The organism is Pseudomonas sp. P9_35 (assembly GCF_034008205.1).
GTDB classification, from domain to species: Bacteria; Pseudomonadota; Gammaproteobacteria; order Pseudomonadales; family Pseudomonadaceae; genus Aquipseudomonas; species Aquipseudomonas kilonensis.
Genome location: NZ_CP125373.1, coordinates 5,910,841 through 5,933,663, shown reverse-complemented (window position 1 = coordinate 5,933,663; position 22,823 = coordinate 5,910,841). Strand labels below are relative to the sequence as shown.

Sequence of the window (22,823 nt, the reverse complement as noted above, 5' to 3'; positions counted from 1 at the left end):
CGCGAATCGAGAGCGGGGCTGTTTTGCCCGCTCTCTGCTCCGCCAGGAGGAAAGGCCTTGAAAGACCTACTGAATTTGCTGAAAAACCAGGGTCAAGTCGAAGAGTTCGACGCCATCCGTATTGGATTGGCATCGCCTGAGATGATCCGTTCGTGGTCGTTCGGTGAAGTTAAAAAGCCGGAAACCATCAACTACCGTACGTTCAAACCTGAGCGTGACGGCCTGTTCTGCGCCAAGATCTTTGGCCCGGTCAAGGATTACGAGTGCCTGTGCGGTAAGTACAAGCGCTTGAAGCACCGTGGTGTGATCTGCGAGAAGTGCGGCGTTGAAGTCGCGCTGGCAAAAGTTCGTCGTGAGCGCATGGCGCACATCGAGCTGGCCTCGCCGGTTGCTCACATCTGGTTCCTGAAATCGCTGCCGTCCCGTATCGGCCTGCTGATGGACATGACCCTGCGTGATATCGAACGCGTTCTCTACTTCGAGAGCTATGTCGTTATCGATCCAGGCATGACCACCCTTGAAAAAGGTCAGCTGCTCAACGACGAGCAGTACTTCGAAGCGCTGGAAGAGTTCGGCGACGATTTCGATGCCCGCATGGGTGCCGAAGCTGTCCGCGAACTGCTGCACGCTATCGACCTGGAACACGAGATTGGCCGTCTGCGCGAAGAAATTCCGCAAACCAACTCCGAAACCAAGATCAAGAAGCTGTCCAAGCGTCTGAAGTTGATGGAAGCCTTCCAGGGTTCCGGCAACCTGCCAGAGTGGATGGTGCTGACCGTTCTGCCGGTTCTGCCGCCAGATCTGCGTCCACTGGTTCCGCTCGATGGCGGTCGTTTCGCGACTTCCGACCTCAACGATCTGTATCGTCGAGTGATCAACCGTAACAACCGCTTGAAGCGTCTGCTCGATCTGTCCGCTCCGGACATCATCGTGCGCAACGAAAAGCGTATGTTGCAGGAAGCGGTCGACGCACTGCTCGACAACGGTCGTCGTGGCCGCGCTATCACCGGTTCCAACAAGCGTCCTCTGAAATCCCTGGCTGACATGATCAAGGGTAAGCAGGGTCGTTTCCGTCAGAACTTGCTCGGTAAGCGTGTTGACTACTCCGGTCGTTCGGTAATTACCGTAGGCCCGACCCTGCGTCTGCACCAGTGCGGTCTGCCTAAGAAAATGGCTCTGGAGCTGTTCAAGCCGTTCATTTTCGGCAAGCTGGAAATGCGTGGTCTCGCGACTACCATCAAGGCCGCCAAGAAGATGGTCGAGCGCGAGCTGCCAGAGGTCTGGGACGTTCTCGCCGAAGTGATTCGCGAACACCCGGTTCTGCTCAACCGTGCACCGACCCTTCACCGTCTGGGTATCCAGGCGTTTGAACCGGTACTGATCGAAGGTAAGGCTATCCAGCTGCACCCGTTGGTCTGTGCTGCGTACAACGCCGACTTCGACGGCGACCAAATGGCCGTGCACGTACCGCTGACACTGGAAGCCCAGTTGGAAGCGCGTGCGTTGATGATGTCGACCAACAACATCCTGTCGCCAGCCAACGGTGAGCCAATCATCGTTCCGTCGCAGGACGTTGTATTGGGTCTGTACTACATGACGCGTGAAGCGATCAACGCCAAGGGCGAAGGTCGTGTGTTCGCGGATCTGCAAGAAGTTGACCGTGTGTTCCGTGCCGGCGAAGCCGCACTGCACGCCAAGGTCAAGGTGCGGATCAACGAAACCGTGAACGATCGTGACGGCGGCAGCGTGACCAACACTCGTATTGTCGACACTACCGTCGGCCGTGCGCTGTTGTTCCAGGTTGTGCCAAAAGGTCTGTCCTACGACGTCGTCAACCTGCCGATGAAGAAAAAGGCGATCTCCAAGCTGATCAACCAGTGCTACCGCGTGGTTGGTCTGAAAGAGACTGTGATCTTCGCTGACCAGTTGATGTACACCGGTTTTGCCTATTCGACCATTTCCGGCGTTTCCATCGGTGTTAACGACTTCGTTATCCCGGATGAAAAAGCCCGCATCATCGGTGCAGCTACCGAAGAAGTGAAAGAGATCGAAAGTCAGTACGCCTCCGGCCTGGTAACCCAGGGCGAGAAGTACAACAAAGTGATCGACCTCTGGTCCAAGGCGAACGACGAAGTTTCCAAGGCGATGATGGCCAACCTCTCGAAAGAGAAAGTCATCGACCGTCATGGCAACGAAGTCGACCAGGAGTCCTTCAACTCGATGTACATGATGGCCGACTCGGGCGCACGGGGTTCTGCTGCGCAGATCCGTCAGCTCGCCGGTATGCGTGGCCTGATGGCCAAGCCGGACGGTTCCATCATCGAGACCCCGATTACCGCGAACTTCCGTGAAGGTTTGAGCGTACTTCAGTACTTCATCTCCACTCACGGTGCTCGTAAGGGTCTTGCGGATACCGCCTTGAAAACGGCGAACTCCGGTTACCTGACTCGTCGTCTGGTAGACGTTGCCCAGGATCTGGTCGTGACCGAGATCGATTGCGGCACCGAACATGGCCTGGTAATGACTCCGCACATTGAAGGCGGTGACGTTGTAGAGCCGTTGGGTGAACGCGTATTGGGTCGTGTCATCGCCCGTGACGTATTCAAGCCGGGTACCGAGGACGTGATCGTTCCTGCGGGCACCCTGGTTGACGAGAAGTGGGTCGAGTTCATCGAACTCAACAGCATCGACGAAGTGATCGTACGTTCGCCGATCAGCTGCGAAACTCGCTACGGCATCTGCGCCAAGTGCTACGGTCGCGACCTGGCACGTGGTCACCAAGTGAACATCGGTGAAGCGGTCGGCGTTATCGCTGCCCAGTCCATCGGTGAGCCGGGTACCCAGCTGACGATGCGTACGTTCCACATCGGTGGTGCGGCAAGCCGGACCTCCGCGGCCGACAGCGTTCAGGTGAAGAATGGCGGTACCGTCCGTCTGCACAACCTGAAGCACGTTGAGCGAGTGGATGGTCACCTGGTTGCTGTGTCCCGTTCCGGTGAGCTGGCCATCGCTGACGACTTCGGTCGCGAGCGCGAGCGCTACAAGCTGCCGTACGGTGCTGTGATTTCGGTTAAAGAAGGTGACAAGGTCGACGCTGGCGCCATCGTGGCCAAGTGGGACCCGCACACTCACCCGATCGTTACCGAAATGAAAGGTACCGTGACCTACGTGGGCATGGAAGAAGGCATCACGATCAAGCGTCAGACCGACGAATTGACCGGTATGACCAACATTGAAGTACTCGATGCGAAAGATCGTCCAGCTGCCGGCAAGGATATCCGTCCTGCTGTGAAGATGGTCGACGACAACGGCAAGGATCTGTTGCTGCCAGGCACTGACGTTATCGCTCAGTACTTCCTGCCAGCCAACGCCCTGGTCGGTGTAGCGGATGGTGCGAAGATCGCGATCGGTGATGTTATCGCTCGTATCCCGCAAGAGACTTCGAAAACTCGCGACATCACCGGTGGTCTGCCGCGTGTTGCCGACTTGTTCGAAGCCCGTCGTCCGAAAGAAGCCTCGATTCTGGCTGAAGTCAGCGGCACCATCGCGTTCGGTAAAGAGACCAAAGGCAAACGCCGTCTGGTTATCACCCCGAACGACGGTACCGATCCGTACGAAGAGCTGATTCCGAAGTGGCGTCACCTGAACGTGTTCGAAGGCGAACAGGTAAACCGCGGCGAAGTTATCTCGGACGGTCCGAGCGATCCACACGACATCCTGCGTCTGCTGGGTGTGAGTGCGCTGGCCAAGTACATCGTGAACGAGATCCAGGACGTTTACCGTCTACAAGGCGTGAAGATCAACGACAAGCACATCGAGACCATCCTGCGTCAGATGCTGCGTAAAGTTGAGATCGCTGAATCCGGCGATTCCAGTTTCATCAAGGGCGACCAGATGGAATTGACTCACGTACTGGTAGAGAATGAGCGTCTGAGCGGCGAAGACAAGTTTGTCTCCAAGTTCACTCGCGTTCTGCTGGGTATCACCAAGGCGTCGTTGTCCACCGAATCGTTCATCTCGGCGGCTTCCTTCCAGGAAACCACTCGCGTACTGACCGAAGCGGCGGTAACCGGCAAGCGCGATTACCTGCGCGGCCTGAAAGAAAACGTGGTCGTGGGTCGTCTGATCCCGGCCGGTACCGGTTTGGCCTATCACAGCGAACGCAAGCGTCGCCGTGAAGCTGACAAGCCGTTGCGCGTAAGCGCCAGTGAAGTGGAAGCTGCACTGACCGAAGCACTGAACTCGAGTGGTAACTGAGTTCTGCGGTAATTGAGTGCCTGGCCCTGGTCACCCCGTTCGGCGGATCGAGACAAATTGTCGAGATCCGGCGGGCGGGGAGGTCGGGGCCTTGCCTTGACTGGGGACAAGATCCTCTTTAGACTCTTGATCCCCTAAATTTGGCGGGAATTCGTTCCTGCCATTTTGCTTTTCTTGTAAGACAATAGCGTCGCAAGACAACAGTGGAGCTAGTAGATGGCAACTATCAACCAGCTGGTACGTCAGCCGCGTAAGCGTATCGTCGAGAAATCCGACGTGCCTGCGCTGCAGAACTGCCCGCAACGTCGTGGCGTATGCACCCGTGTGTATACCACCACGCCGAAAAAACCTAACTCGGCACTGCGTAAAGTATGCCGTGTGCGTCTGACCAACGGTTTCGAGGTTTCCTCGTACATCGGCGGTGAAGGCCACAACCTGCAAGAGCACAGCGTGGTACTGATCCGCGGCGGTCGTGTAAAAGACTTGCCAGGTGTTCGTTACCACACCGTTCGCGGCTCTTTGGATACTTCCGGCGTTAAAGGTCGTAACCAAGGTCGTTCGAAGTACGGTACCAAGCGTCCGAAATAATCGGCCGTTTTGCAGTTTTTAATTTTATTGAGTCGATAAGAGTAAGGTCGGGCACGCATCTGCTGTCCCGGGCTAACCTGAAGACCGTTTGAGGGCTTATCAATGCCAAGACGTCGCGTAGCAGCCAAACGTGAGATTCTGGACGATCCGAAATACGGAAGCCAGATTCTCGCCAAGTTCATGAACCACGTAATGGAAAGCGGCAAGAAAGCCGTTGCCGAGCGTATCGTTTATGGCGCACTGGACAAAGTTAAGGAACGCAAGAACAGCGATCCCCTGGAAATCTTCGAGAAAGCTCTCGACGCCATCGCTCCGCTGGTCGAAGTGAAGTCGCGCCGTGTAGGCGGTGCTACTTACCAGGTTCCGGTCGAAGTTCGTCCGTCCCGTCGTAACGCCCTGGCAATGCGCTGGTTGGTAGACTTCGCCCGCAAGCGCGGCGAGAAGTCCATGGCCCTGCGTTTGGCTGGCGAACTGTTGGACGCTGCTGAAGGTAAAGGTGCTGCAGTTAAGAAGCGTGAAGACGTGCACCGTATGGCTGAAGCCAACAAGGCTTTCTCGCACTACCGCTTCTAATTTTAGCGTCACTCAATTTGCGAGGGCTTTATGGCTCGTACTACACCGATTAACCGCTACCGTAACATCGGTATCGTTGCTCACGTGGATGCTGGTAAAACCACCACCACTGAGCGCGTCCTTTTTTACACCGGCAAAAGTCACAAGATGGGCGAGGTGCATGATGGCGCCGCGACCACCGACTGGATGGTGCAGGAGCAGGAGCGTGGTATTACCATTACTTCTGCTGCCATTACCGCTTTCTGGAAGGGTTCCGAGAAGCAGTACAAGGACGAGCACCGCTTCAACGTCATCGATACCCCGGGCCACGTTGACTTCACCATTGAAGTAGAACGTTCCCTGCGCGTACTCGACGGCGCTGTGGTTGTATTCTGCGGTACCTCGGGCGTTGAGCCTCAGTCGGAAACCGTATGGCGTCAAGCCAACAAATACGGCGTTCCGCGTCTTGTTTATGTAAACAAGATGGACCGTGCTGGTGCCAACTTCCTGCGCGTGATCGGTCAGATCAAGCAGCGTCTGGGCCACACTCCGGTGCCTATCCAGCTGGCTATCGGTTCCGAAGACAACTTCCAGGGTCAGATCGATCTGATCAACATGCAAGCTGTCTACTGGAACGATGCTGACAAGGGCATGGTCCCTGTTCGCAAGGATATTCCTGCTGAATTGCTGGAAGAAGCCGAGAAGTGGCGCGGCAACATGGTTGAGGCTGCGGCCGAAGCCAACGAAGAGCTGATGAACAAGTACCTCGAGGGTGAAGAGCTCACCAACGAGGAAATCAAGGCCGCTCTGCGTCAGCGTACTATCGCTGGTGAAATCGTCCTGGCTGTTTGCGGTTCTTCCTTCAAGAACAAGGGTGTTCCCCTGGTTCTCGACGCCGTTATCGACTTCCTGCCTGCGCCAACCGATATTCCTGCCATCAAGGGTACCGACCCGGATGACGAGACTATCGAGCTGGAGCGTCATGCAGACGACAACGAGCCGTTCTCGGCTCTGGCGTTCAAGATCGCTACCGACCCATTCGTGGGTACCTTGACCTTTGTTCGAGTTTACTCGGGCGTGTTGAACTCCGGCGACGGCGTGATCAACTCTGTAAAAGGCAAGAAAGAGCGCGTAGGCCGTATGGTGCAAATGCACGCAAACGCCCGCGAAGAGATCAAGGAAGTGCGCGCTGGTGACATCGCGGCCTTGATCGGCATGAAGGACGTCACCACTGGTGAAACCTTGTGCAATGGCGACAAGCCAATCATCCTGGTTCGCATGGACTTCCCGGAGCCGGTTATTTCGGTTGCCGTTGAGCCTAAGACCAAGGACGACCAGGAAAAAATGGGTATCGCTCTGGGCAAGCTTGCTCAGGAAGACCCGTCTTTCCGCGTCAAGACTGATGAAGAGACTGGTCAGACGATCATCTCCGGCATGGGCGAGTTGCACCTGGACATCCTGGTTGACCGGATGCGCCGTGAGTTCAACGTCGAAGCCAACATCGGTAAGCCTCAGGTTTCCTATCGTGAGCGCATCACGAAGAACTGTGAAATCGAAGGCAAGTTCGTTCGCCAATCCGGCGGTCGTGGCCAGTTCGGTCACTGCTGGATCCGTTTTGCACCGGCTGACGAAGGTCAGGAAGGTCTGCAATTCGTGAACGAAGTCGTAGGTGGTGTGGTTCCTAAGGAATACATCCCGGCGATCCAGAAGGGTATCGAAGAGCAGATGAAGAACGGCGTTGTTGCCGGCTATCCGCTGATCGGCCTGAAGGCGACTGTGTTTGATGGTTCTTACCACGACGTCGACTCCAACGAGATGGCGTTCAAGGTGGCTGCTTCCATGGCAACCAAGCAACTGGCCCAGAAGGGCGGTGGTGAGTTGCTCGAGCCGATCATGGCAGTAGAAGTCGTTACGCCTGAAGACTACATGGGTGATGTCATGGGCGACCTTAACCGTCGTCGTGGCATGATTCTGGGTATGGAAGATACGGTTTCCGGCAAGGTTATTCGTGCCGAGGTTCCGTTGGGTGAAATGTTCGGTTACGCGACCGACGTTCGTTCCATGTCTCAGGGTCGCGCAAGCTACTCTATGGAATTCAAAAAATACAATACAGCTCCGTCGCATATCGTCGAGACTGTTACCAAAAAACAAGGCTGATTCAGCCCTTTAGGCAAGGAGTTAATTGTCGTGGCTAAAGAAAAATTTGATCGTTCCCTACCGCACGTCAACGTTGGCACCATTGGTCACGTTGACCACGGTAAAACCACTCTGACTGCTGCTCTGACTCGCGTCTGCTCCGAAGTTTTCGGTTCGGCCGTTGTTGCTTTCGACAAGATCGACAGCGCTCCGGAAGAAAAGGCTCGTGGTATCACCATCAACACCGCGCACGTTGAGTACAACTCTTCGATTCGTCACTACGCTCACGTTGACTGCCCAGGTCACGCTGACTATGTGAAGAACATGATCACTGGTGCTGCCCAGATGGACGGCGCGATCCTGGTTTGCTCGGCCGCTGATGGTCCGATGCCGCAAACCCGTGAGCACATCCTGCTGTCCCGTCAGGTAGGCGTTCCGTACATCGTTGTCTTCCTGAACAAGGCTGACATGGTTGACGACGCTGAGCTGCTGGAACTGGTTGAGATGGAAGTGCGCGATCTGCTGAGCACTTACGACTTCCCAGGTGATGACACTCCAATCATCATCGGTTCGGCTCTGATGGCTCTGAACGGCCAAGACGACAACGAAATGGGTACCACCGCTGTCAAGCGTCTGGTAGAAACTCTGGACAGCTACATCCCAGAACCAGTTCGTGTTATCGACAAGCCGTTCCTGATGCCAATCGAAGACGTATTCTCGATCTCTGGTCGCGGTACTGTTGTGACTGGTCGTATCGAGCGCGGTATCGTCAAGGTTCAGGATCCACTGGAAATCGTAGGTCTGCGTGACACCACCGTCACCACCTGCACCGGTGTTGAAATGTTCCGTAAACTGCTCGACGAAGGTCGTGCTGGCGAGAACTGCGGCGTTCTGCTGCGTGGTACCAAGCGTGACGACGTTGAGCGTGGCCAGGTTCTGGTTAAGCCGGGTTCGGTCAAGCCGCACACCAAGTTCGAAGCTGAAGTGTACGTTCTGAGCAAAGAAGAAGGCGGTCGTCACACTCCGTTCTTCAAAGGCTACCGTCCACAGTTCTACTTCCGGACCACTGACGTGACCGGTAACTGCGAACTGCCGGAAGGCGTTGAAATGGTAATGCCAGGCGACAACATCAAAATGGTTGTCACCCTGATCAAGACCATCGCAATGGAAGACGGTCTGCGTTTCGCTATTCGTGAAGGCGGTCGTACCGTCGGCGCTGGCGTCGTAGCCAAAATCATCGAGTAAGCTCTTTTTGAGTCAGCTTCGATGAGTTGAGAAAGCCCCCGCCCAGCGGGGGCTTTTTTATTGGGTTGACACCTATATGGGGCGTCTATAGAATTGCGCCTCCTTTTAACGGGCGTATTGCGCTCGGTGGGAATAGCAGCCGGAGTCTGAAATCCAATGCAAAATCAGCAAATCCGTATCAGGTTGAAGGCTTTTGACCATCGCCTGATCGACCAATCCACCCAGGAAATCGTGGAAACCGCGAAACGTACTGGTGCTCAAGTGCGTGGTCCAATTCCACTGCCTACCCGTAAAGAGCGGTTCACCGTTCTGGTCTCCCCGCACGTCAACAAAGACGCGCGTGACCAGTACGAGATCCGTACTCATAAGCGCGTTCTGGACATCGTCCAGCCAACGGATAAAACCGTTGATGCACTTATGAAGCTTGATCTTGCGGCCGGTGTGGAAGTGCAGATCAGCCTCGGCTAAGACTCGGTCTTAGTCGTGTAACGCTCTGAAATGGGCGGCCATAGCGGGTGAAAGCCCCGTACACTCATGAGGTTTACAACATGACTATTGGTGTAGTCGGTCGTAAATGCGGTATGACCCGTATTTTCACCGAAGAAGGTGTCTCCATTCCGGTCACGGTCATTGAGATCGAGCCGAATCGCGTCACCCAGTTCAAAACTGAAGAGACCGATGGCTATCGTGCAGTGCAAGTCACTGTCGGCGAGCGTCGCGCTTCGCGTGTAACAGCAGCTCAGGCTGGCCACTTCGCCAAGGCGAACGTTGCCGCTGGTCGTACCGTAATGGAATTCCGCCTTGAAGAAGGCGAGTACCAGGCCGGCGATCTGATCAACGCTGAAATCTTCGCCGCTGGTCAACTGGTTGATGTAACCGGTCAGTCCAAGGGTAAAGGCTTCCAGGGTACGATCAAGCGTTGGAACTTCCGCGGGCAAGATAATACCCACGGTAACTCCGTATCCCACCGCGTTCCAGGCTCTATCGGCCAGTGCCAGACTCCTGGTCGTGTATTCAAGGGCAAAAAAATGTCCGGTCATATGGGCGCTGAGCGCGTGACCGTGCAGTCCCTCGAAGTAGTGCGCGTGGACGCTGAACGCAATCTGTTGTTGGTCAAGGGCGCTGTTCCTGGCGCTACTGGCGGCAACTTGGTTGTACGTCCAGCAGCCAAGGCTCGCGGTTAAGGGGAAGCTGACATGCAATTAAATGTAAATGACGCTCAAGCGATCGAAGTTTCCGAACTGACATTTGGCGGCGAATTCAACGAGACGCTGGTTCACCAAGCAGTCGTGGCCTACATGGCCGGCGGCCGTCAAGGTAGCAAGCAGCAAAAGACCCGTTCCGACGTTTCCGGTGGCGGCAAGCGCCCATGGCGTCAGAAAGGTACTGGCCGTGCTCGTGCCGGTACTATCCGTAGCCCAATCTGGCGTGGCGGCGGTACCACTTTCGCAGCTCGTCCTCAGGATCACTCCCAGAAGCTGAACAAGAAGATGTATCGCGCAGCAATGCGTTCCATCCTTGCTGAGCTGGTGCGTACTGATCGTCTGGTCGTGGTTCAGGACTTCGCTGTTGAAGCACCGAAAACCAAAGATCTGCTGAACAAGCTGAACGGCATGGGCCTGACTGACGTCCTGATCGTGTCTGACGCTGTTGATCAGAACCTGTACCTGGCTGCTCGCAACCTGCCACACGTCGACGTTCGTGACGTGCAGGGTTCCGATCCGGTCAGTCTGATCGCATACGACAAGGTGTTGATCACCGTGTCGGCCGTGAAGAAATTCGAGGAGCTGCTGGGATGAACCAGGAACGCGTATTTAAAGTTCTGCTTGGCCCGCACGTTTCCGAGAAGGCTACGGTTCTGGCAGACAAGAAAGGCCAGTTCGTTTTCAAGGTTGCGACCGACGCAACCAAGCTGGAAATCAAGAAGGCCGTCGAAAGCCTGTTCAGCGTGAAAGTAGAGCGCGTGACTACCCTGAACGTTCTGGGTAAAAGCAAGCGCACTGCTCGCGGTCTGGGCAAGCGTAATGACTGGAAGAAGGCAGTTATCTCCCTTCAGCCAGGCCAAGATCTCGATTTCAGCAGCAGTGCTGAGTAAGGAAGGGGTGCATCATGGCAATCGTTAAATGCAAACCGACTTCCCCTGGCCGCCGTTTTGTGGTCAAGGTGGTCAACCAGGAGCTGCATAAAGGCGCTCCTCACGCACCGCTGCTCGAGAAAAAATCGAAGTCTGGTGGTCGTAACAACAATGGCCGTATTACCACTCGTCACATCGGTGGTGGTCATAAGCAGCATTATCGTCTGGTCGACTTCCGTCGCAACGACAAGGATGGCATCGCTGCCACCGTCGAGCGTATCGAATACGATCCAAACCGTACTGCTCACATCGCTCTGCTGCTGTACGCAGATGGCGAGCGTCGCTACATCATCGCCCCTAAAGGCGTGAGTGCTGGCGACCAGCTGATCGCAGGTGCCCTAGCACCGATCAAGCCGGGCAACGCTCTGCAACTGCGTAACATTCCAGTTGGTAGCACCGTACACGGCATCGAATTGAAGCCAGGTAAAGGCGCACAGATCGCTCGTTCCGCTGGTGCTTCGGCTCAGCTGATCGCTCGTGAAGGTGTCTACGTGACCCTGCGTCTGCGTTCTGGTGAGATGCGTAAAGTACTGGCTGAATGCCGTGCGACCCTGGGCGAAGTCTCGAACTCCGAGCACAGCCTGCGTTCGTTGGGTAAAGCTGGTGCCAAGCGCTGGCGTGGCGTTCGCCCAACCGTTCGTGGTGTTGCCATGAACCCGGTTGACCACCCACATGGTGGTGGTGAAGGTCGTACCTCTGGTGGTCGTCATCCGGTATCGCCATGGGGCTTCCCGACTAAGGGCGCGAAGACTCGTGGTAATAAGCGTACCGACAAAATGATCGTCCGTCGTCGCAAGTAAATAGAGGGATACGACAGTGCCACGTTCTCTGAAAAAAGGTCCTTTTATTGATCTTCACCTACTGAAGAAGATCGAAGTGGCGGCGGAAAAGAACGATCGCAAACCAGTTAAGACCTGGTCGCGTCGTTCGATGATCCTGCCACAAATGGTCGGTCTGACCATCGCAGTACACAACGGTCGTCAACACGTCCCAGTTCTCGTTAACGAAGACATGGTCGGCCACAAACTGGGCGAGTTCGCCGGTACCCGCACTTATCGCGGGCACGTGGCAGACAAGAAAGCCAAGCGTTAAGGGGTTAGGAAATGGAAGTAGCCGCTAAGTTGTCGGGCGCTCGAATCTCCGCCCAGAAAGCCCGCTTGGTCGCCGACCAGATCCGCGGGAAGAAGGTGGGCGAAGCGCTCAACCTGTTGGCTTTCAGCAGTAAGAAAGCCGCCGAGATCATGAAGAAAGTGCTGGAGTCGGCCGTAGCCAACGCCGAGCATAACGAAGGCGCAGACGTTGATGACCTGAAGGTCAGCACCGTTTTCGTCAACGAAGGGCGTTCGCTGAAGCGCATCATGCCACGTGCCAAAGGCCGTGCTGATCGCATCGTCAAGCGGTCTTGCCATATCACTGTCAAGGTTGCTGACAAGTAACGGAGTCGAAGAGATGGGTCAGAAAGTACATCCCATTGGCATTCGCCTGGGAATCGTCAAGGAGCACACCTCCGTCTGGTACGCAGACGGTCGGACTTATGCGGACTACTTGTTCGCTGATCTGAAGGTGCGTGAGTATCTCCAAGACAAACTAAAAAGCGCGTCCGTAAGCCGTATCGATATCCATCGTCCGGCGCAGACTGCACGTATCACCATCCACACCGCTCGTCCAGGTATCGTTATCGGGAAGAAAGGTGAAGATGTTGAGAAACTGCGTCAGGACCTGACCAAGCAAATGGGTGTGCCTGTGCACATCAATATCGAAGAGATCCGCAAGCCGGAGCTCGACGGTATGCTGGTTGCGCAGAGCGTAGCTCAGCAGCTGGAGCGTCGCGTAATGTTCCGTCGCGCTATGAAGCGCGCTGTACAGAACGCAATGCGCATTGGTGCCAAAGGCATCAAAATCCAAGTGAGCGGTCGTCTCGGCGGTGCTGAAATCGCACGTACTGAATGGTATCGCGAAGGTCGTGTGCCACTGCACACCCTGCGTGCCGACATCGACTATGCCAACTACGAAGCTCACACCACCTACGGTGTGATCGGTGTAAAGGTTTGGATCTTCAAAGGCGAAGTAATTGGTGGTCGCCAAGAAGAACTGAAGCCACAAGCACCAGCGCCTCGTAAAAAAGCTGCTAAGTAAGGGGTACGCCAAATGTTGCAACCAAAGCGTACGAAGTTCCGCAAGCAGATGACCGGTCACAACCGTGGCCTGGCATTGCGCGGTAGCAAAGTCAGCTTCGGCGAGTTCGCGCTGAAGTCTGTTGCTCGTGGTCGTCTCACCGCTCGTCAGATCGAGTCAGCGCGTCGTGCTCTGACCCGTCACGTAAAACGTGGCGGCAAGATCTGGATCCGTGTATTCCCGGACAAGCCTGTCACCAAGAAGCCACTCGAAGTTCGGATGGGTAAAGGTAAGGGTAACGTGGAGTACTGGGTTGCCCAGATTCAGCCAGGCAAAGTCCTGTATGAAATCGAGGGTGTTTCTGAAGAGCTGGCGCGTGAGGCTTTCGCCCTGGCTGCTGCAAAGCTGCCGCTCGCCACCTCCTTTGTTAAACGGACGGTGATGTGATGAAAGCGAATGAACTTCGTGAAAAATCAGCACAGCAGCTGAACGAGCAACTGCTCGGCCTGCTGCGCGACCAGTTCAATCTGCGTATGCAGAAAGCAACTGGCCAGTTGGGGCAGTCTCATCTGCTCTCGCAAGTTAAGCGTGACATCGCTCGCGTGAAAACTGTGCTCAACCAGCAGGCAGGTAAGTAATCATGGCTGAAGCCGAAAAAACTGTCCGTACGCTGACTGGCCGTGTTGTCAGCGACAAGATGGACAAAACCATCACCGTTCTGATCGAGCGTCGCGTTAAGCACCCGATCTACGGTAAATACGTTAAGCGTTCGACTAAGCTGCACGCGCACGACGAAACCAATCAGTGCCACATCGGCGACAAAGTCACTATTCGTGAAACTCGTCCTTTGGCCAAGACCAAGTCTTGGGCGCTGGTTGATGTTCTCGAACGCGCTGTGGAAGTCTAAGGACTAGGGGTCGGAGAAATTATATGATTCAGACTCAATCCATGCTCGATGTGGCCGATAACAGCGGCGCTCGCCGCGTTATGTGCATCAAGGTGCTGGGTGGCTCCCATCGTCGTTACGCTGGTATCGGTGACATCATCAAGGTTACCGTCAAGGAAGCAATTCCTCGCGGTAAAGTGAAAAAAGGCCAAGTGATGACTGCTGTTGTAGTCCGCACTCGTCACGGTGTTCGCCGTGCTGATGGCTCCATTATCCGCTTTGATGGCAACGCTGCTGTTCTGTTGAACAACAAGCAAGAGCCGATCGGCACCCGTATCTTTGGGCCAGTGACCCGTGAACTTCGTACTGAGAAGTTCATGAAGATCGTCTCGCTCGCCCCAGAAGTGCTGTAAGGAGATCCGACATGCAAAAGATTCGTCGTGACGACGAGATCATCGTGATCGCCGGCAAAGACAAAGGTAAGCGCGGTAAGGTGCTTAAGGTTCTCGCTGATGACCGTCTGGTCGTTGGTGGTCTGAACCTGGTCAAGCGCCATACCAAGCCAAACCCGATGTCGGGCGTACAAGGCGGTATCGTCGAGAAAGAAGCGCCACTGCACGCTTCCAACGTCGCCATCTTCAACGGCGAAACCAACAAGGCTGACCGCGTTGGTTTCAAAGTAGAAGACGGTAAGAAAATTCGTGTCTTCAAGTCGACCCAAAAAGCGGTTGATGCTTGAACACTGCTAGGTAGAAGACCATGGCACGACTAAAAGAGATTTACCGGAAGGAAATCGCACCGAAACTTAAGGAAGAACTTAAGCTTTCGAACGTGATGGAAGTTCCGCGCGTTACCAAAATCACCCTGAACATGGGTCTGGGCGAAGCGATCGGCGACAAAAAAGTCATCGAGCACGCTGTTGCCGACCTGGAAAAGATCACCGGTCAGAAAGTCGTTGTGACTTACGCTCGGAAATCCATCGCTGGCTTTAAAGTCCGTGAAGGTTGGCCGATCGGCGTCAAAGTGACCCTGCGCCGTGAGCGTATGTACGAGTTCCTGGATCGTCTGCTGTCGATCTCCCTGCCTCGGGTTCGCGACTTCCGCGGCCTGAATGCCAAGTCCTTCGATGGTCGTGGTAACTACAGCATGGGCGTTAAAGAGCAGATCATTTTCCCGGAAATCGATTACGACAAGATCGACGCTCTCCGCGGTCTGGACATTACCCTGACCACCACTGCTCGGACGGATGACGAAGGTCGCGCACTGCTGCGCGCTTTCAAATTCCCGTTCCGCAACTGATTGGAGTAGGAAAATGGCCAAGAAGAGCATGAAGAACCGTGAGCTGAAGCGTCAGCTCACCGTTGCCAAGTACGCCACCAAGCGTGCAGCGCTGAAAGCTATCATCGTTGATCTGAACGCAAGTCCAGAAGCGCGTTGGGAAGCTACCGTAGCCCTGCAGAAGCAGCCACGTGACGCAAGCGCCTCGCGCATGCGTAACCGCTGCCGCCTGACTGGTCGTCCGCACGGCGTGTACCGCAAGTTCGGCCTTGGCCGTAACATGCTGCGTCAAGCTGCAATGCGTGGTGACGTTCCAGGTCTGGTTAAAGCCAGCTGGTAAGCACTGTCAAAGTCGCGGCGTTCGGGATCGCAAGATCCTGACCGTCGGTGGCCTTGAACTTGAATCAAGCCCCTTTTGGGGCTTGATTCATTTGTGGGGTGTGTCTAGAATACCCGGCTCGCCTGAGCCCGTGTTTTTATTGCACGGATGAGCTCGGCGACACGTACTAGCCGAAAGGCTAATTTTTTGTGTATTAGGAGCGTCTAGCCCATGAGTATGCAGGACCCGTTAGCGGACATGCTAACTCGTATCCGTAATGCCCAGATGGCTGAAAAGTCCGTCGTAAGCATGCCATCTTCTACTTTGAAGGTAGCTGTTGCCAAAGTCCTGAAGGACGAAGGTTACATTGCGGGTTATCAGATCAGCAGCGAAATCAAGCCTCTGCTGTCCATCGAGCTGAAGTACTTCGAAGGCCGTCCGGTCATCGAGGAAGTGAAGCGCGTTAGCCGTCCAGGCCTGCGTCAGTACAAGTCCGTCGATGATCTGCCAAAAGTTCGTGGCGGTCTCGGTGTGTCTATCGTCTCCACCAACAAAGGTGTGATGACGGATCGTGCTGCGCGCGCTGCCGGTGTCGGCGGCGAAGTTCTTTGCACTGTGTTCTAAGGGGGGATAAGCATGTCACGCGTCGCTAAGAACCCCGTTAAGCTGCCAGCCGGTGTCGAAGTCAAATTCGCAGGCCAACAGCTTTCGGTGAAGGGTGCCAAGGGCACTCTGCAACTGAACATCCATTCGTCCGTTGAGATCGTTGAAGAAGCTGGTGAGCTGCGTTTTGCTGCTCGCAATGGCGATCAACAGACTCGCGCAATGGCTGGTACCACTCGTGCGTTGGTAAACAACATGGTCCAAGGCGTAAGCCAAGGCTTCGAGCGCAAGCTCCAGCTGGTCGGTGTTGGTTACAAAGCGCAAGCAAAAGGCACAGTGCTGAACCTGGCTCTTGGCTTCTCGCACCCAGTGGATTATGAACTGCCGGAAGGCATCACCGCTGAGACTCCTAGCCAGACCGATATCCTGATCAAGGGCATCGACAAGCAGCTGGTAGGTCAAGTGGCCGCCGAGATCCGCGACTTCCGTCCACCAGAGCCGTACAAAGGCAAAGGTGTGCGCTACGCGGACGAAGTCGTCCGTCGTAAAGAAGCCAAGAAGAAGTAGGGCATAGCAAATGACCGACAAAAAAGTTACTCGACTGCGTCGCGCTCGCAAAGCACGCCTGAAAATGCACGAACTCGAAGTCGTGCGTCTCTGCGTGTTCCGCTCGTCGCAGCACATCTACGCCCAGGTCATTTCGGCCGACGGCAACAAAGTCCTGGCAAGTGCCTCGACTTTGGATAAAGAACTGCGTGATGGCGCCACTGGCAACATCGACGCGGCCACTAAGGTTGGCCAGCTGGTCGCTACGCGTGCAAAAGCCGCTGGCGTCTCGCAGGTGGCTTTCGACCGCTCTGGCTTCAAGTACCACGGTCGCGTCAAGGCGCTGGCTGATGCTGCTCGTGAAGCTGGGCTGGAGTTCTAAGTTATGTCAAATAACGACCAAAAGCGCGACGAAGGCTACATCGAGAAGCTGGTTCAAGTTAACCGCGTAGCCAAAACCGTTAAAGGCGGCCGTATCTTCACTTTCACTGCGTTGACCGTAGTGGGTGATGGTAAAGGCCGTGTTGGCTTCGGCCGTGGCAAGTCGCGTGAAGTGCCTGCTGCGATCCAGAAGGCAATGGAAGCTGCTCGCCGCAACATGATCCAGGTTGATCTGAACGGCACCACTCTGCAGTACGCAATGAAGTCTGCCCATGGCGCTTCGAAGGTGTACATGCAGCCTGCTTCTGAAGGTACCGGTATCATCGCTGGCGGCGCTATGCGTGCTGTCCTCGAAGTTGCTGGCGTTCAGAACGTTCTGGCCAAGTGCTACGGCTCGACTAACCCAGTAAACGTGGTTCACGCCACTTTCAAGGGTTTGAAAGCAATGCAGTCTCCTGAATCCATTGCCGCCAAGCGTGGCAAAAGCGTCAAGGAGATCTTCTGATCATGGCTACCGTAAAAGTTACGCTGATCAAAAGCATGACCGGCCGCATCCCTAACCACAAACTGTGCGTTAAGGGTCTGGGTCTGCGTCGCATCGGTCACACTGTAGAAGTCCTGGATACTCCCGAGAATCGCGGGATGATCAACAAGGCTTACTACATGCTGCGTGTCGAGGGTTAATCGATGAAACTCAATGATCTGAGTCCAGCGCCGGGTTCCCGTCGCGAAAAGCATCGTCCGGGCCGTGGTATCGGTAGTGGTTTGGGCAAGACCGGTGGCCGTGGCCACAAAGGTCAGACCTCCCGCTCCGGTGGCACCATTGCTCCAGGCTTTGAAGGCGGTCAACAGCCGCTGCATCGTCGCCTGCCGAAGTTCGGTTTCGTTTCCCTGAAAGCCATGGACCGCGCAGAAGTGCGTCTGTCCGAGCTGGCCAAAGTGGAAGGCGACATCGTCACCGTGCAGTCCCTGAAGGATGCCAACGTGATCAACCAGAACGTTCAGCGTGTGAAAATCATGCTGTCGGGCGAAGTTGCTCGTGCTGTCACCATCGGAAAGGGAATCGGCGCCACCAAAGGTGCGCGTGCGGCTATCGAAGCAGCTGGCGGCAAGTTCGAGGAATAAATGGCTAAGCAAGGTGCTCTCTCTGCGCTCGGCAAAGGCGGTATGTCTGAACTCTGGGCTCGTCTGCGTTTTCTGTTCCTGGCGATTATCGTCTACCGAATAGGCGCACACATCCCGGTTCCAGGTATCAACCCGGACCGACTCGCGGACCTGTTTCGACAGAATGAGGGGACCATTCTTAGCTTGTTCAACATGTTTTCCGGCGGCGCGCTGGAGCGGATGAGCATCTTTGCACTGGGGATCATGCCGTACATTTCGGCATCGATCATCATGCAATTGATGAGCGCCGTTAGCCCGCAGCTGGAGCAGTTGAAGAAGGAAGGTGAAGCTGGCCGTCGCAAGATCAGCCAGTACACCCGCTACGGCACTGTCGTCCTCGCTCTCGTTCAAGCCATTGGCATGTCCATCGGCTTGGCGGGGCAGGGCGTTTCGTTCACTGCTGACTTCAGCTTTCATTTCGTTGCGGTAACCACTTTTGTGGCGGGCGCGATGTTCATGATGTGGCTGGGTGAGCAGATTACTGAGCGTGGTGTTGGCAACGGTATCTCGATGTTGATCTTCGCAGGTATCGTCGCCGGTCTTCCGAGAGCGATCGGGCAGTCTTTCGAGTCTGCGCGTCAGGGTGATATCAACATTTTCGCCCTGGTTGCCATCGGTCTGCTGGCAGTAGCGATTATCGGTTTCGTGGTGTTCATTGAGCGTGGTCAGCGTCGTATTGCTGTTCACTACGCCAAGCGTCAGCAGGGCCGCAAGGTATTTGCTGCGCAGACCAGCCACTTGCCGTTGAAGGTGAACATGGCCGGCGTAATTCCGGCTATTTTCGCGAGCAGCATCCTGCTGTTCCCGGCTTCGTTGGGTGCCTGGTTCGGCCAGTCTGAAGGTATGGGCTGGTTGCAGGACATCTCGCAGTCGATCGCTCCTGGTCAGCCGTTGAATATTCTGCTGTTTAGTGCAGGGATTATTTTCTTCTGCTTCTTCTATACGGCGTTGATGTTCAATCCGAAAGACGTAGCGGAAAACCTGAAGAAGTCCGGTGCCTTTATTCCGGGCATCCGTCCAGGTGAGCAGTCTGCGCGCTACATTGATGGCGTTCTGACTCGCTTGACCATGTTCGGTGCTCTTTACATGACGGCCGTCTGTCTGTTGCCCCAGTTCCTGGTGGTTGCGGCAAACGTACCGTTCTACCTTGGCGGGACCTCGTTGCTGATCGTGGTCGTGGTTGTGATGGACTTCATGTCCCAAGTACAATCGCACCTCGTTTCGCACCAGTACGAATCCCTGATGAAGAAAGCCAACCTGAAGGGCTACGGCAGCGGCATGTTGCGCTGAGTAGCGTCCATAAGGTTCGAGGAGTTGGTGATGAAAGTTCGTGCATCGGTGAAAAAGCTGTGCCGTAACTGCAAGATTATTCGCCGCGAAGGTGTTGTTCGGGTAATTTGCAGCGCGGAACCGCGTCACAAACAGCGCCAAGGCTGAGTGTGATTGTGCTTTAAGCCCGGCAGCTAGTGCGCTGCCGGGTTGATTATTTGTTATTACAGCGATATTATCTCGCGCCCTATTTCTTGGCTTCCGGGGCGTAGGTAGCTGTCAATTGGAGTCCCACTGAATGGCCCGTATTGCAGGCGTCAACATTCCAGATAACAAGCATACTGTTATCTCGCTGACCTACATCTATGGTGTTGGTCGCACTACTGCACAGAAAATTTGTGCAGTGACTGGGGTAAACCCAGCGGCAAAGATCAAAGATCTGAGCGACGAGCAGATTGAACAGCTGCGTGGCGAAGTGGCGAAGTTCACCACTGAAGGTGACCTGCGTCGCGAAATCAACATGAAAATCAAGCGCTTGATGGACCTCGGTTGCTATCGCGGTCTGCGTCATCGTCGTGGTCTGCCAGTACGCGGTCAGCGTACCAAGACCAACGCGCGTACCCGTAAAGGTCCGCGTAAGCCGATCCGCAAGTAATCGCCCCAGCGAATCGACAGGAATTTAATCATGGCAAAACCTGCTGCTCGTCCTCGTAAAAAAGTTAAAAAGACAGTGGTTGATGGCATCGCCCACATCCATGCTTCTTTTAACAACACCATCGTGACCATTACCGACCGTCAAGGTAACGCTCTTTCCTGGGCTACCTCCGGTGGTTCGGGTTTCCGCGGTTCCCGCAAGTCCACCCCGTTCGCTGCTCAAGTAGCTGCTGAACGTGCTGGTCAAGCTGCGCTGGAATACGGCCTGAAAAACCTCGACGTCAACGTCAAAGGTCCAGGTCCAGGTCGTGAATCCGCAGTCCGCGCTTTGAACGGCTGTGGCTACAAGATCGCCAGCATCACCGACGTGACGCCAATCCCGCACAACGGGTGCCGTCCGCCGAAGAAGCGCCGCGTGTAATCCAGGAGATTGTAAAGAATGGCTCGTTACATTGGTCCAAAATGCAAACTCGCTCGTCGCGAAGGCACCGATCTTTTTCTGAAGAGCGGCGTGCGCGCGATCGAATCGAAGTGCAACATTGAAGCAGCACCTGGTATCCACGGCCAACGCCGCGGTCGCCAGTCCGACTACGGCACCCAACTGCGTGAAAAGCAGAAGGTCCGTCGTATCTACGGCGTTCTCGAGCGTCAATTCAGCGGCTACTACAAAGAAGCTGCTGGCAAGAAAGGCGCAACCGGCGAAAACCTGTTGCAGCTGCTCGAATGCCGCCTGGACAACGTTGTATACCGTATGGGTTTCGGTTCTACTCGTGCCGAATCTCGTCAGCTGGTATCGCACAAGTCGATCAGCGTTAACGGTCAGACCGTAAACGTTCCGTCCTACCAGGTTCGTGCTGGTGACGTGGTTGCTGTTCGCGAGAAAGCAAAGAACCAACTTCGCATTGTCCAAGCTCTCGATCTGTGTGCCCAACGTGGCCGCGTAGAATGGGTAGAAGTAGACACTGAGAAGAAGTCGGGCGTTTTCAAGAACGTTCCTGCTCGCAGTGATCTGTCCGCCGACATCAACGAAAGCCTGATTGTCGAGCTCTACTCCAAGTAAGGGCTAGAAAATAGGTGCATCCATGCAGATTTCGGTAAATGAGTTCCTGACACCCCGCCATATTGATGTGCAGGTTGTCAGTCCAACCCGCGCCAAGATCACACTCGAGCCTCTCGAGCGTGGTTTCGGCCACACCCTGGGCAACGCGCTGCGCCGCATCCTGTTGTCCTCAATGCCCGGCTGTGCAGTAGTCGAGGCCGAGATTGACGGTGTGCTCCACGAGTACAGCGCCATCGAAGGCGTACAGGAAGACGTAATTGAAATCCTGTTGAACCTTAAAGGTCTGGCTATCAAGCTGCACGGTCGTGACGAAGTTACGCTGACCTTGTCGAAGAAGGGTTCGGGGGTGGTTACCGCTGCCGATATTCAGCTGGATCATGATGTCGAGATCGTTAACCCCGATCACGTAATCGCTAACCTGGCGTCTAACGGCGCCCTGAACATGAAGCTCACCGTAGCTCGTGGTCGTGGTTATGAACCGGCAGACTCGCGTCAGAGCGATGAAGACGAAAGCCGCAGCATCGGTCGCTTGCAGCTTGACTCTTCGTTCAGCCCAGTTCGCCGTATCGCATACGTGGTGGAAAACGCCCGTGTCGAACAGCGTACCAACCTGGACAAGCTGGTTATTGATCTGGAAACCAACGGTACCCTGGATCCTGAAGAGGCTATCCGCCGTGCTGCAACCATCCTGCAACAGCAGTTGGCTGCGTTCGTCGACCTCAAAGGTGACAGTGAGCCAGTGGTTGTCGAGCAGGAAGACGAGATCGATCCGATCCTGCTTCGCCCGGTTGACGATCTGGAACTGACTGTACGTTCGGCTAACTGCCTTAAGGCGGAAAACATCTACTACATCGGCGACCTGATTCAGCGTACCGAAGTAGAGCTGTTGAAGACTCCGAACCTTGGCAAGAAATCCTTGACTGAAATCAAGGACGTTCTGGCCTCCCGCGGTCTGTCCCTCGGCATGCGCCTCGACAACTGGCCGCCTGCAAGTCTTAAGAAGGACGACAAGGCGACTGCCTGATCGTCGTAATCACCGAACGTTGTGTTTGGTAAGGAATGAACCATGCGTCATCGTAAAAGTGGTCGTCACCTGAGCCGCACCAGCTCGCACCGCAAGGCCATGTTCCAAAACATGGCGGTGTCGCTGTTCGAGCACGAGCTGATCAAAACTACACTGCCGAAAGCCAAAGAACTGCGTCGCGTTGCTGAGCCGCTGATCACTCTGGCCAAGACAGATAGCCTGGCTAACCGCCGTCTGGCTTTCGACCGTACTCGTTCGAAAGCTATCGTTGGTAAGCTCTTCAACGACCTGGGCAAGCGTTACGCTACCCGTGAGGGTGGCTACCTGCGCATCCTCAAGTGCGGTTTCCGCGCTGGCGACAACGCGCCTATGGCGTACGTCGAGTTGGTTGATCGTGCTACCAGCGGTGAAGCTGTATCCGCTGAGTAAGTCGGCAACATACAAAAAACCGGGCCTTGTGCCCGGTTTTTTGTTGCCTGAAGGAAAAAGCCGGCAAGCCGCTTCGACCGGCTTGGTTATTGGCAAGTATTCAGTGTTAGATAATGACTATCGATGTCCATGATTTAATGAATTTGGATACTGTCATTAATATGATCAATACTCCTTTCCAGC

The 22,823-nt window shown here is 55.2% G+C and carries 33 protein-coding genes; all 33 read left to right on the top strand.

Going from position 1 to position 22,823, the window contains the following annotated elements:
* Positions 1-57: 57 nt before the first annotated feature.
* The 33 genes from rpoC (at position 58) to rplQ (ending at position 22,640) form a co-directional block, all read left to right on the top strand.
* The gene (gene rpoC / locus QMK47_RS26440) at positions 58-4,257 is read left to right on the top strand and encodes a DNA-directed RNA polymerase subunit beta' (RefSeq protein WP_018611969.1); all 4,200 of its coding nucleotides are present in this window, start codon (positions 58-60) and stop codon (positions 4,255-4,257) included.
* Positions 4,258-4,473: 216 nt separating this feature from the next.
* On the top strand, positions 4,474-4,845 hold the full coding sequence (gene rpsL / locus QMK47_RS26435; protein ID WP_003186084.1) for a 30S ribosomal protein S12: 372 nt from the start codon (positions 4,474-4,476) through the stop codon (positions 4,843-4,845).
* Positions 4,846-4,947: 102 nt separating this feature from the next.
* Positions 4,948-5,418, top strand: coding sequence for a 30S ribosomal protein S7 (gene rpsG / locus QMK47_RS26430; protein ID WP_003186074.1), 471 nt, complete (start codon positions 4,948-4,950; stop codon positions 5,416-5,418).
* Positions 5,419-5,448: 30 nt separating this feature from the next.
* Positions 5,449-7,554 carry an elongation factor G gene (gene fusA, locus QMK47_RS26425; protein WP_214512566.1) on the top strand — a complete coding sequence of 702 codons (2,106 nt, stop codon included), beginning with the start codon at positions 5,449-5,451 and terminating at the stop codon, positions 7,552-7,554.
* 30 nt (positions 7,555-7,584) lie between these two features.
* Entirely contained in the window at positions 7,585-8,778 is a 1,194-nt protein-coding gene (tuf, locus tag QMK47_RS26420) for an elongation factor Tu (protein ID WP_003186071.1), read from the top strand.
* Positions 8,779-8,934: 156 nt separating this feature from the next.
* Positions 8,935-9,246, top strand: coding sequence for a 30S ribosomal protein S10 (gene rpsJ / locus QMK47_RS26415; RefSeq protein ID WP_003186070.1), 312 nt, complete (start codon positions 8,935-8,937; stop codon positions 9,244-9,246).
* An 80-nt stretch (positions 9,247-9,326) separates the two neighbouring features.
* Complete coding sequence (rplC, locus tag QMK47_RS26410) at positions 9,327-9,962, top strand: 50S ribosomal protein L3 (protein WP_003186059.1); 636 nt, start codon at positions 9,327-9,329, stop codon at positions 9,960-9,962.
* A gap of 12 nt (positions 9,963-9,974) precedes the next feature.
* Positions 9,975-10,577 (top strand): 50S ribosomal protein L4, encoded by a 603-nt coding sequence (gene rplD / locus QMK47_RS26405; protein WP_003186057.1) that lies wholly within the window; start codon positions 9,975-9,977, stop codon positions 10,575-10,577.
* On the top strand, positions 10,574-10,873 hold the full coding sequence (rplW, locus tag QMK47_RS26400) for a 50S ribosomal protein L23 (RefSeq protein WP_002555488.1): 300 nt from the start codon (positions 10,574-10,576) through the stop codon (positions 10,871-10,873). Before rplD ends, rplW begins: the two co-directional genes overlap by 4 nt.
* A gap of 14 nt (positions 10,874-10,887) precedes the next feature.
* Entirely contained in the window at positions 10,888-11,712 is an 825-nt protein-coding gene (gene rplB, locus QMK47_RS26395; protein WP_003186055.1) for a 50S ribosomal protein L2, read from the top strand.
* A gap of 16 nt (positions 11,713-11,728) precedes the next feature.
* The gene (gene rpsS, locus QMK47_RS26390; protein WP_002555486.1) at positions 11,729-12,004 is read left to right on the top strand and encodes a 30S ribosomal protein S19; all 276 of its coding nucleotides are present in this window, start codon (positions 11,729-11,731) and stop codon (positions 12,002-12,004) included.
* Positions 12,005-12,015: 11 nt separating this feature from the next.
* Positions 12,016-12,348: a 50S ribosomal protein L22 gene (gene rplV / locus QMK47_RS26385; protein WP_003103908.1), complete on the top strand. Its 333-nt coding sequence runs from the start codon at positions 12,016-12,018 to the stop codon at positions 12,346-12,348.
* A gap of 13 nt (positions 12,349-12,361) precedes the next feature.
* On the top strand, positions 12,362-13,048 hold the full coding sequence (gene rpsC, locus QMK47_RS26380; protein ID WP_003176422.1) for a 30S ribosomal protein S3: 687 nt from the start codon (positions 12,362-12,364) through the stop codon (positions 13,046-13,048).
* Positions 13,049-13,060: 12 nt separating this feature from the next.
* Entirely contained in the window at positions 13,061-13,474 is a 414-nt protein-coding gene (rplP, locus tag QMK47_RS26375) for a 50S ribosomal protein L16 (protein ID WP_003186052.1), read from the top strand.
* Positions 13,474-13,665, top strand: a complete 192-nt coding sequence (rpmC, locus tag QMK47_RS26370) for a 50S ribosomal protein L29 (protein WP_002555481.1) — start codon at positions 13,474-13,476, stop codon at positions 13,663-13,665. The genes rplP and rpmC overlap by 1 nt, the downstream gene beginning before the upstream one ends.
* A gap of 2 nt (positions 13,666-13,667) precedes the next feature.
* Complete coding sequence (gene rpsQ / locus QMK47_RS26365) at positions 13,668-13,934, top strand: 30S ribosomal protein S17 (RefSeq protein ID WP_003176419.1); 267 nt, start codon at positions 13,668-13,670, stop codon at positions 13,932-13,934.
* A 23-nt stretch (positions 13,935-13,957) separates the two neighbouring features.
* Positions 13,958-14,326, top strand: coding sequence for a 50S ribosomal protein L14 (gene rplN, locus QMK47_RS26360; protein WP_002555479.1), 369 nt, complete (start codon positions 13,958-13,960; stop codon positions 14,324-14,326).
* An 11-nt stretch (positions 14,327-14,337) separates the two neighbouring features.
* A complete protein-coding gene (rplX, locus tag QMK47_RS26355) occupies positions 14,338-14,652 on the top strand; it encodes a 50S ribosomal protein L24 (RefSeq protein ID WP_007896770.1) in 315 nt (104 codons plus the stop codon).
* A gap of 20 nt (positions 14,653-14,672) precedes the next feature.
* Positions 14,673-15,212 (top strand): 50S ribosomal protein L5, encoded by a 540-nt coding sequence (rplE, locus tag QMK47_RS26350; protein ID WP_003186044.1) that lies wholly within the window; start codon positions 14,673-14,675, stop codon positions 15,210-15,212.
* 13 nt (positions 15,213-15,225) lie between these two features.
* Positions 15,226-15,531 carry a 30S ribosomal protein S14 gene (rpsN, locus tag QMK47_RS26345; protein WP_003186042.1) on the top strand — a complete coding sequence of 102 codons (306 nt, stop codon included), beginning with the start codon at positions 15,226-15,228 and terminating at the stop codon, positions 15,529-15,531.
* A 210-nt stretch (positions 15,532-15,741) separates the two neighbouring features.
* Positions 15,742-16,134, top strand: a complete 393-nt coding sequence (gene rpsH, locus QMK47_RS26340; protein ID WP_003186040.1) for a 30S ribosomal protein S8 — start codon at positions 15,742-15,744, stop codon at positions 16,132-16,134.
* Between the two features lie 12 nt (positions 16,135-16,146).
* The gene (rplF, locus tag QMK47_RS26335; protein ID WP_003186039.1) at positions 16,147-16,680 is read left to right on the top strand and encodes a 50S ribosomal protein L6; all 534 of its coding nucleotides are present in this window, start codon (positions 16,147-16,149) and stop codon (positions 16,678-16,680) included.
* A gap of 10 nt (positions 16,681-16,690) precedes the next feature.
* Entirely contained in the window at positions 16,691-17,041 is a 351-nt protein-coding gene (gene rplR, locus QMK47_RS26330; protein WP_003186037.1) for a 50S ribosomal protein L18, read from the top strand.
* A gap of 3 nt (positions 17,042-17,044) precedes the next feature.
* Positions 17,045-17,545 (top strand): 30S ribosomal protein S5, encoded by a 501-nt coding sequence (rpsE, locus tag QMK47_RS26325; RefSeq protein ID WP_003186035.1) that lies wholly within the window; start codon positions 17,045-17,047, stop codon positions 17,543-17,545.
* A gap of 2 nt (positions 17,546-17,547) precedes the next feature.
* Entirely contained in the window at positions 17,548-17,724 is a 177-nt protein-coding gene (gene rpmD / locus QMK47_RS26320; RefSeq protein ID WP_003186033.1) for a 50S ribosomal protein L30, read from the top strand.
* A 3-nt stretch (positions 17,725-17,727) separates the two neighbouring features.
* Complete coding sequence (rplO, locus tag QMK47_RS26315) at positions 17,728-18,165, top strand: 50S ribosomal protein L15 (protein WP_063324140.1); 438 nt, start codon at positions 17,728-17,730, stop codon at positions 18,163-18,165.
* Positions 18,166-19,494 carry a preprotein translocase subunit SecY gene (secY, locus tag QMK47_RS26310; protein WP_003186029.1) on the top strand — a complete coding sequence of 443 codons (1,329 nt, stop codon included), beginning with the start codon at positions 18,166-18,168 and terminating at the stop codon, positions 19,492-19,494.
* Between the two features lie 30 nt (positions 19,495-19,524).
* Complete coding sequence (gene rpmJ / locus QMK47_RS26305; RefSeq protein ID WP_002555468.1) at positions 19,525-19,641, top strand: 50S ribosomal protein L36; 117 nt, start codon at positions 19,525-19,527, stop codon at positions 19,639-19,641.
* A gap of 130 nt (positions 19,642-19,771) precedes the next feature.
* Positions 19,772-20,128, top strand: coding sequence for a 30S ribosomal protein S13 (gene rpsM, locus QMK47_RS26300; protein ID WP_003186020.1), 357 nt, complete (start codon positions 19,772-19,774; stop codon positions 20,126-20,128).
* A gap of 30 nt (positions 20,129-20,158) precedes the next feature.
* Positions 20,159-20,548 (top strand): 30S ribosomal protein S11, encoded by a 390-nt coding sequence (gene rpsK / locus QMK47_RS26295; RefSeq protein ID WP_002555466.1) that lies wholly within the window; start codon positions 20,159-20,161, stop codon positions 20,546-20,548.
* A gap of 18 nt (positions 20,549-20,566) precedes the next feature.
* Entirely contained in the window at positions 20,567-21,187 is a 621-nt protein-coding gene (rpsD, locus tag QMK47_RS26290; RefSeq protein ID WP_003176404.1) for a 30S ribosomal protein S4, read from the top strand.
* A gap of 22 nt (positions 21,188-21,209) precedes the next feature.
* The gene (locus QMK47_RS26285; protein WP_003186012.1) at positions 21,210-22,211 is read left to right on the top strand and encodes a DNA-directed RNA polymerase subunit alpha; all 1,002 of its coding nucleotides are present in this window, start codon (positions 21,210-21,212) and stop codon (positions 22,209-22,211) included.
* A 42-nt stretch (positions 22,212-22,253) separates the two neighbouring features.
* Positions 22,254-22,640 (top strand): 50S ribosomal protein L17, encoded by a 387-nt coding sequence (rplQ, locus tag QMK47_RS26280; RefSeq protein WP_003186009.1) that lies wholly within the window; start codon positions 22,254-22,256, stop codon positions 22,638-22,640.
* Positions 22,641-22,823: the final 183 nt, after the last annotated feature.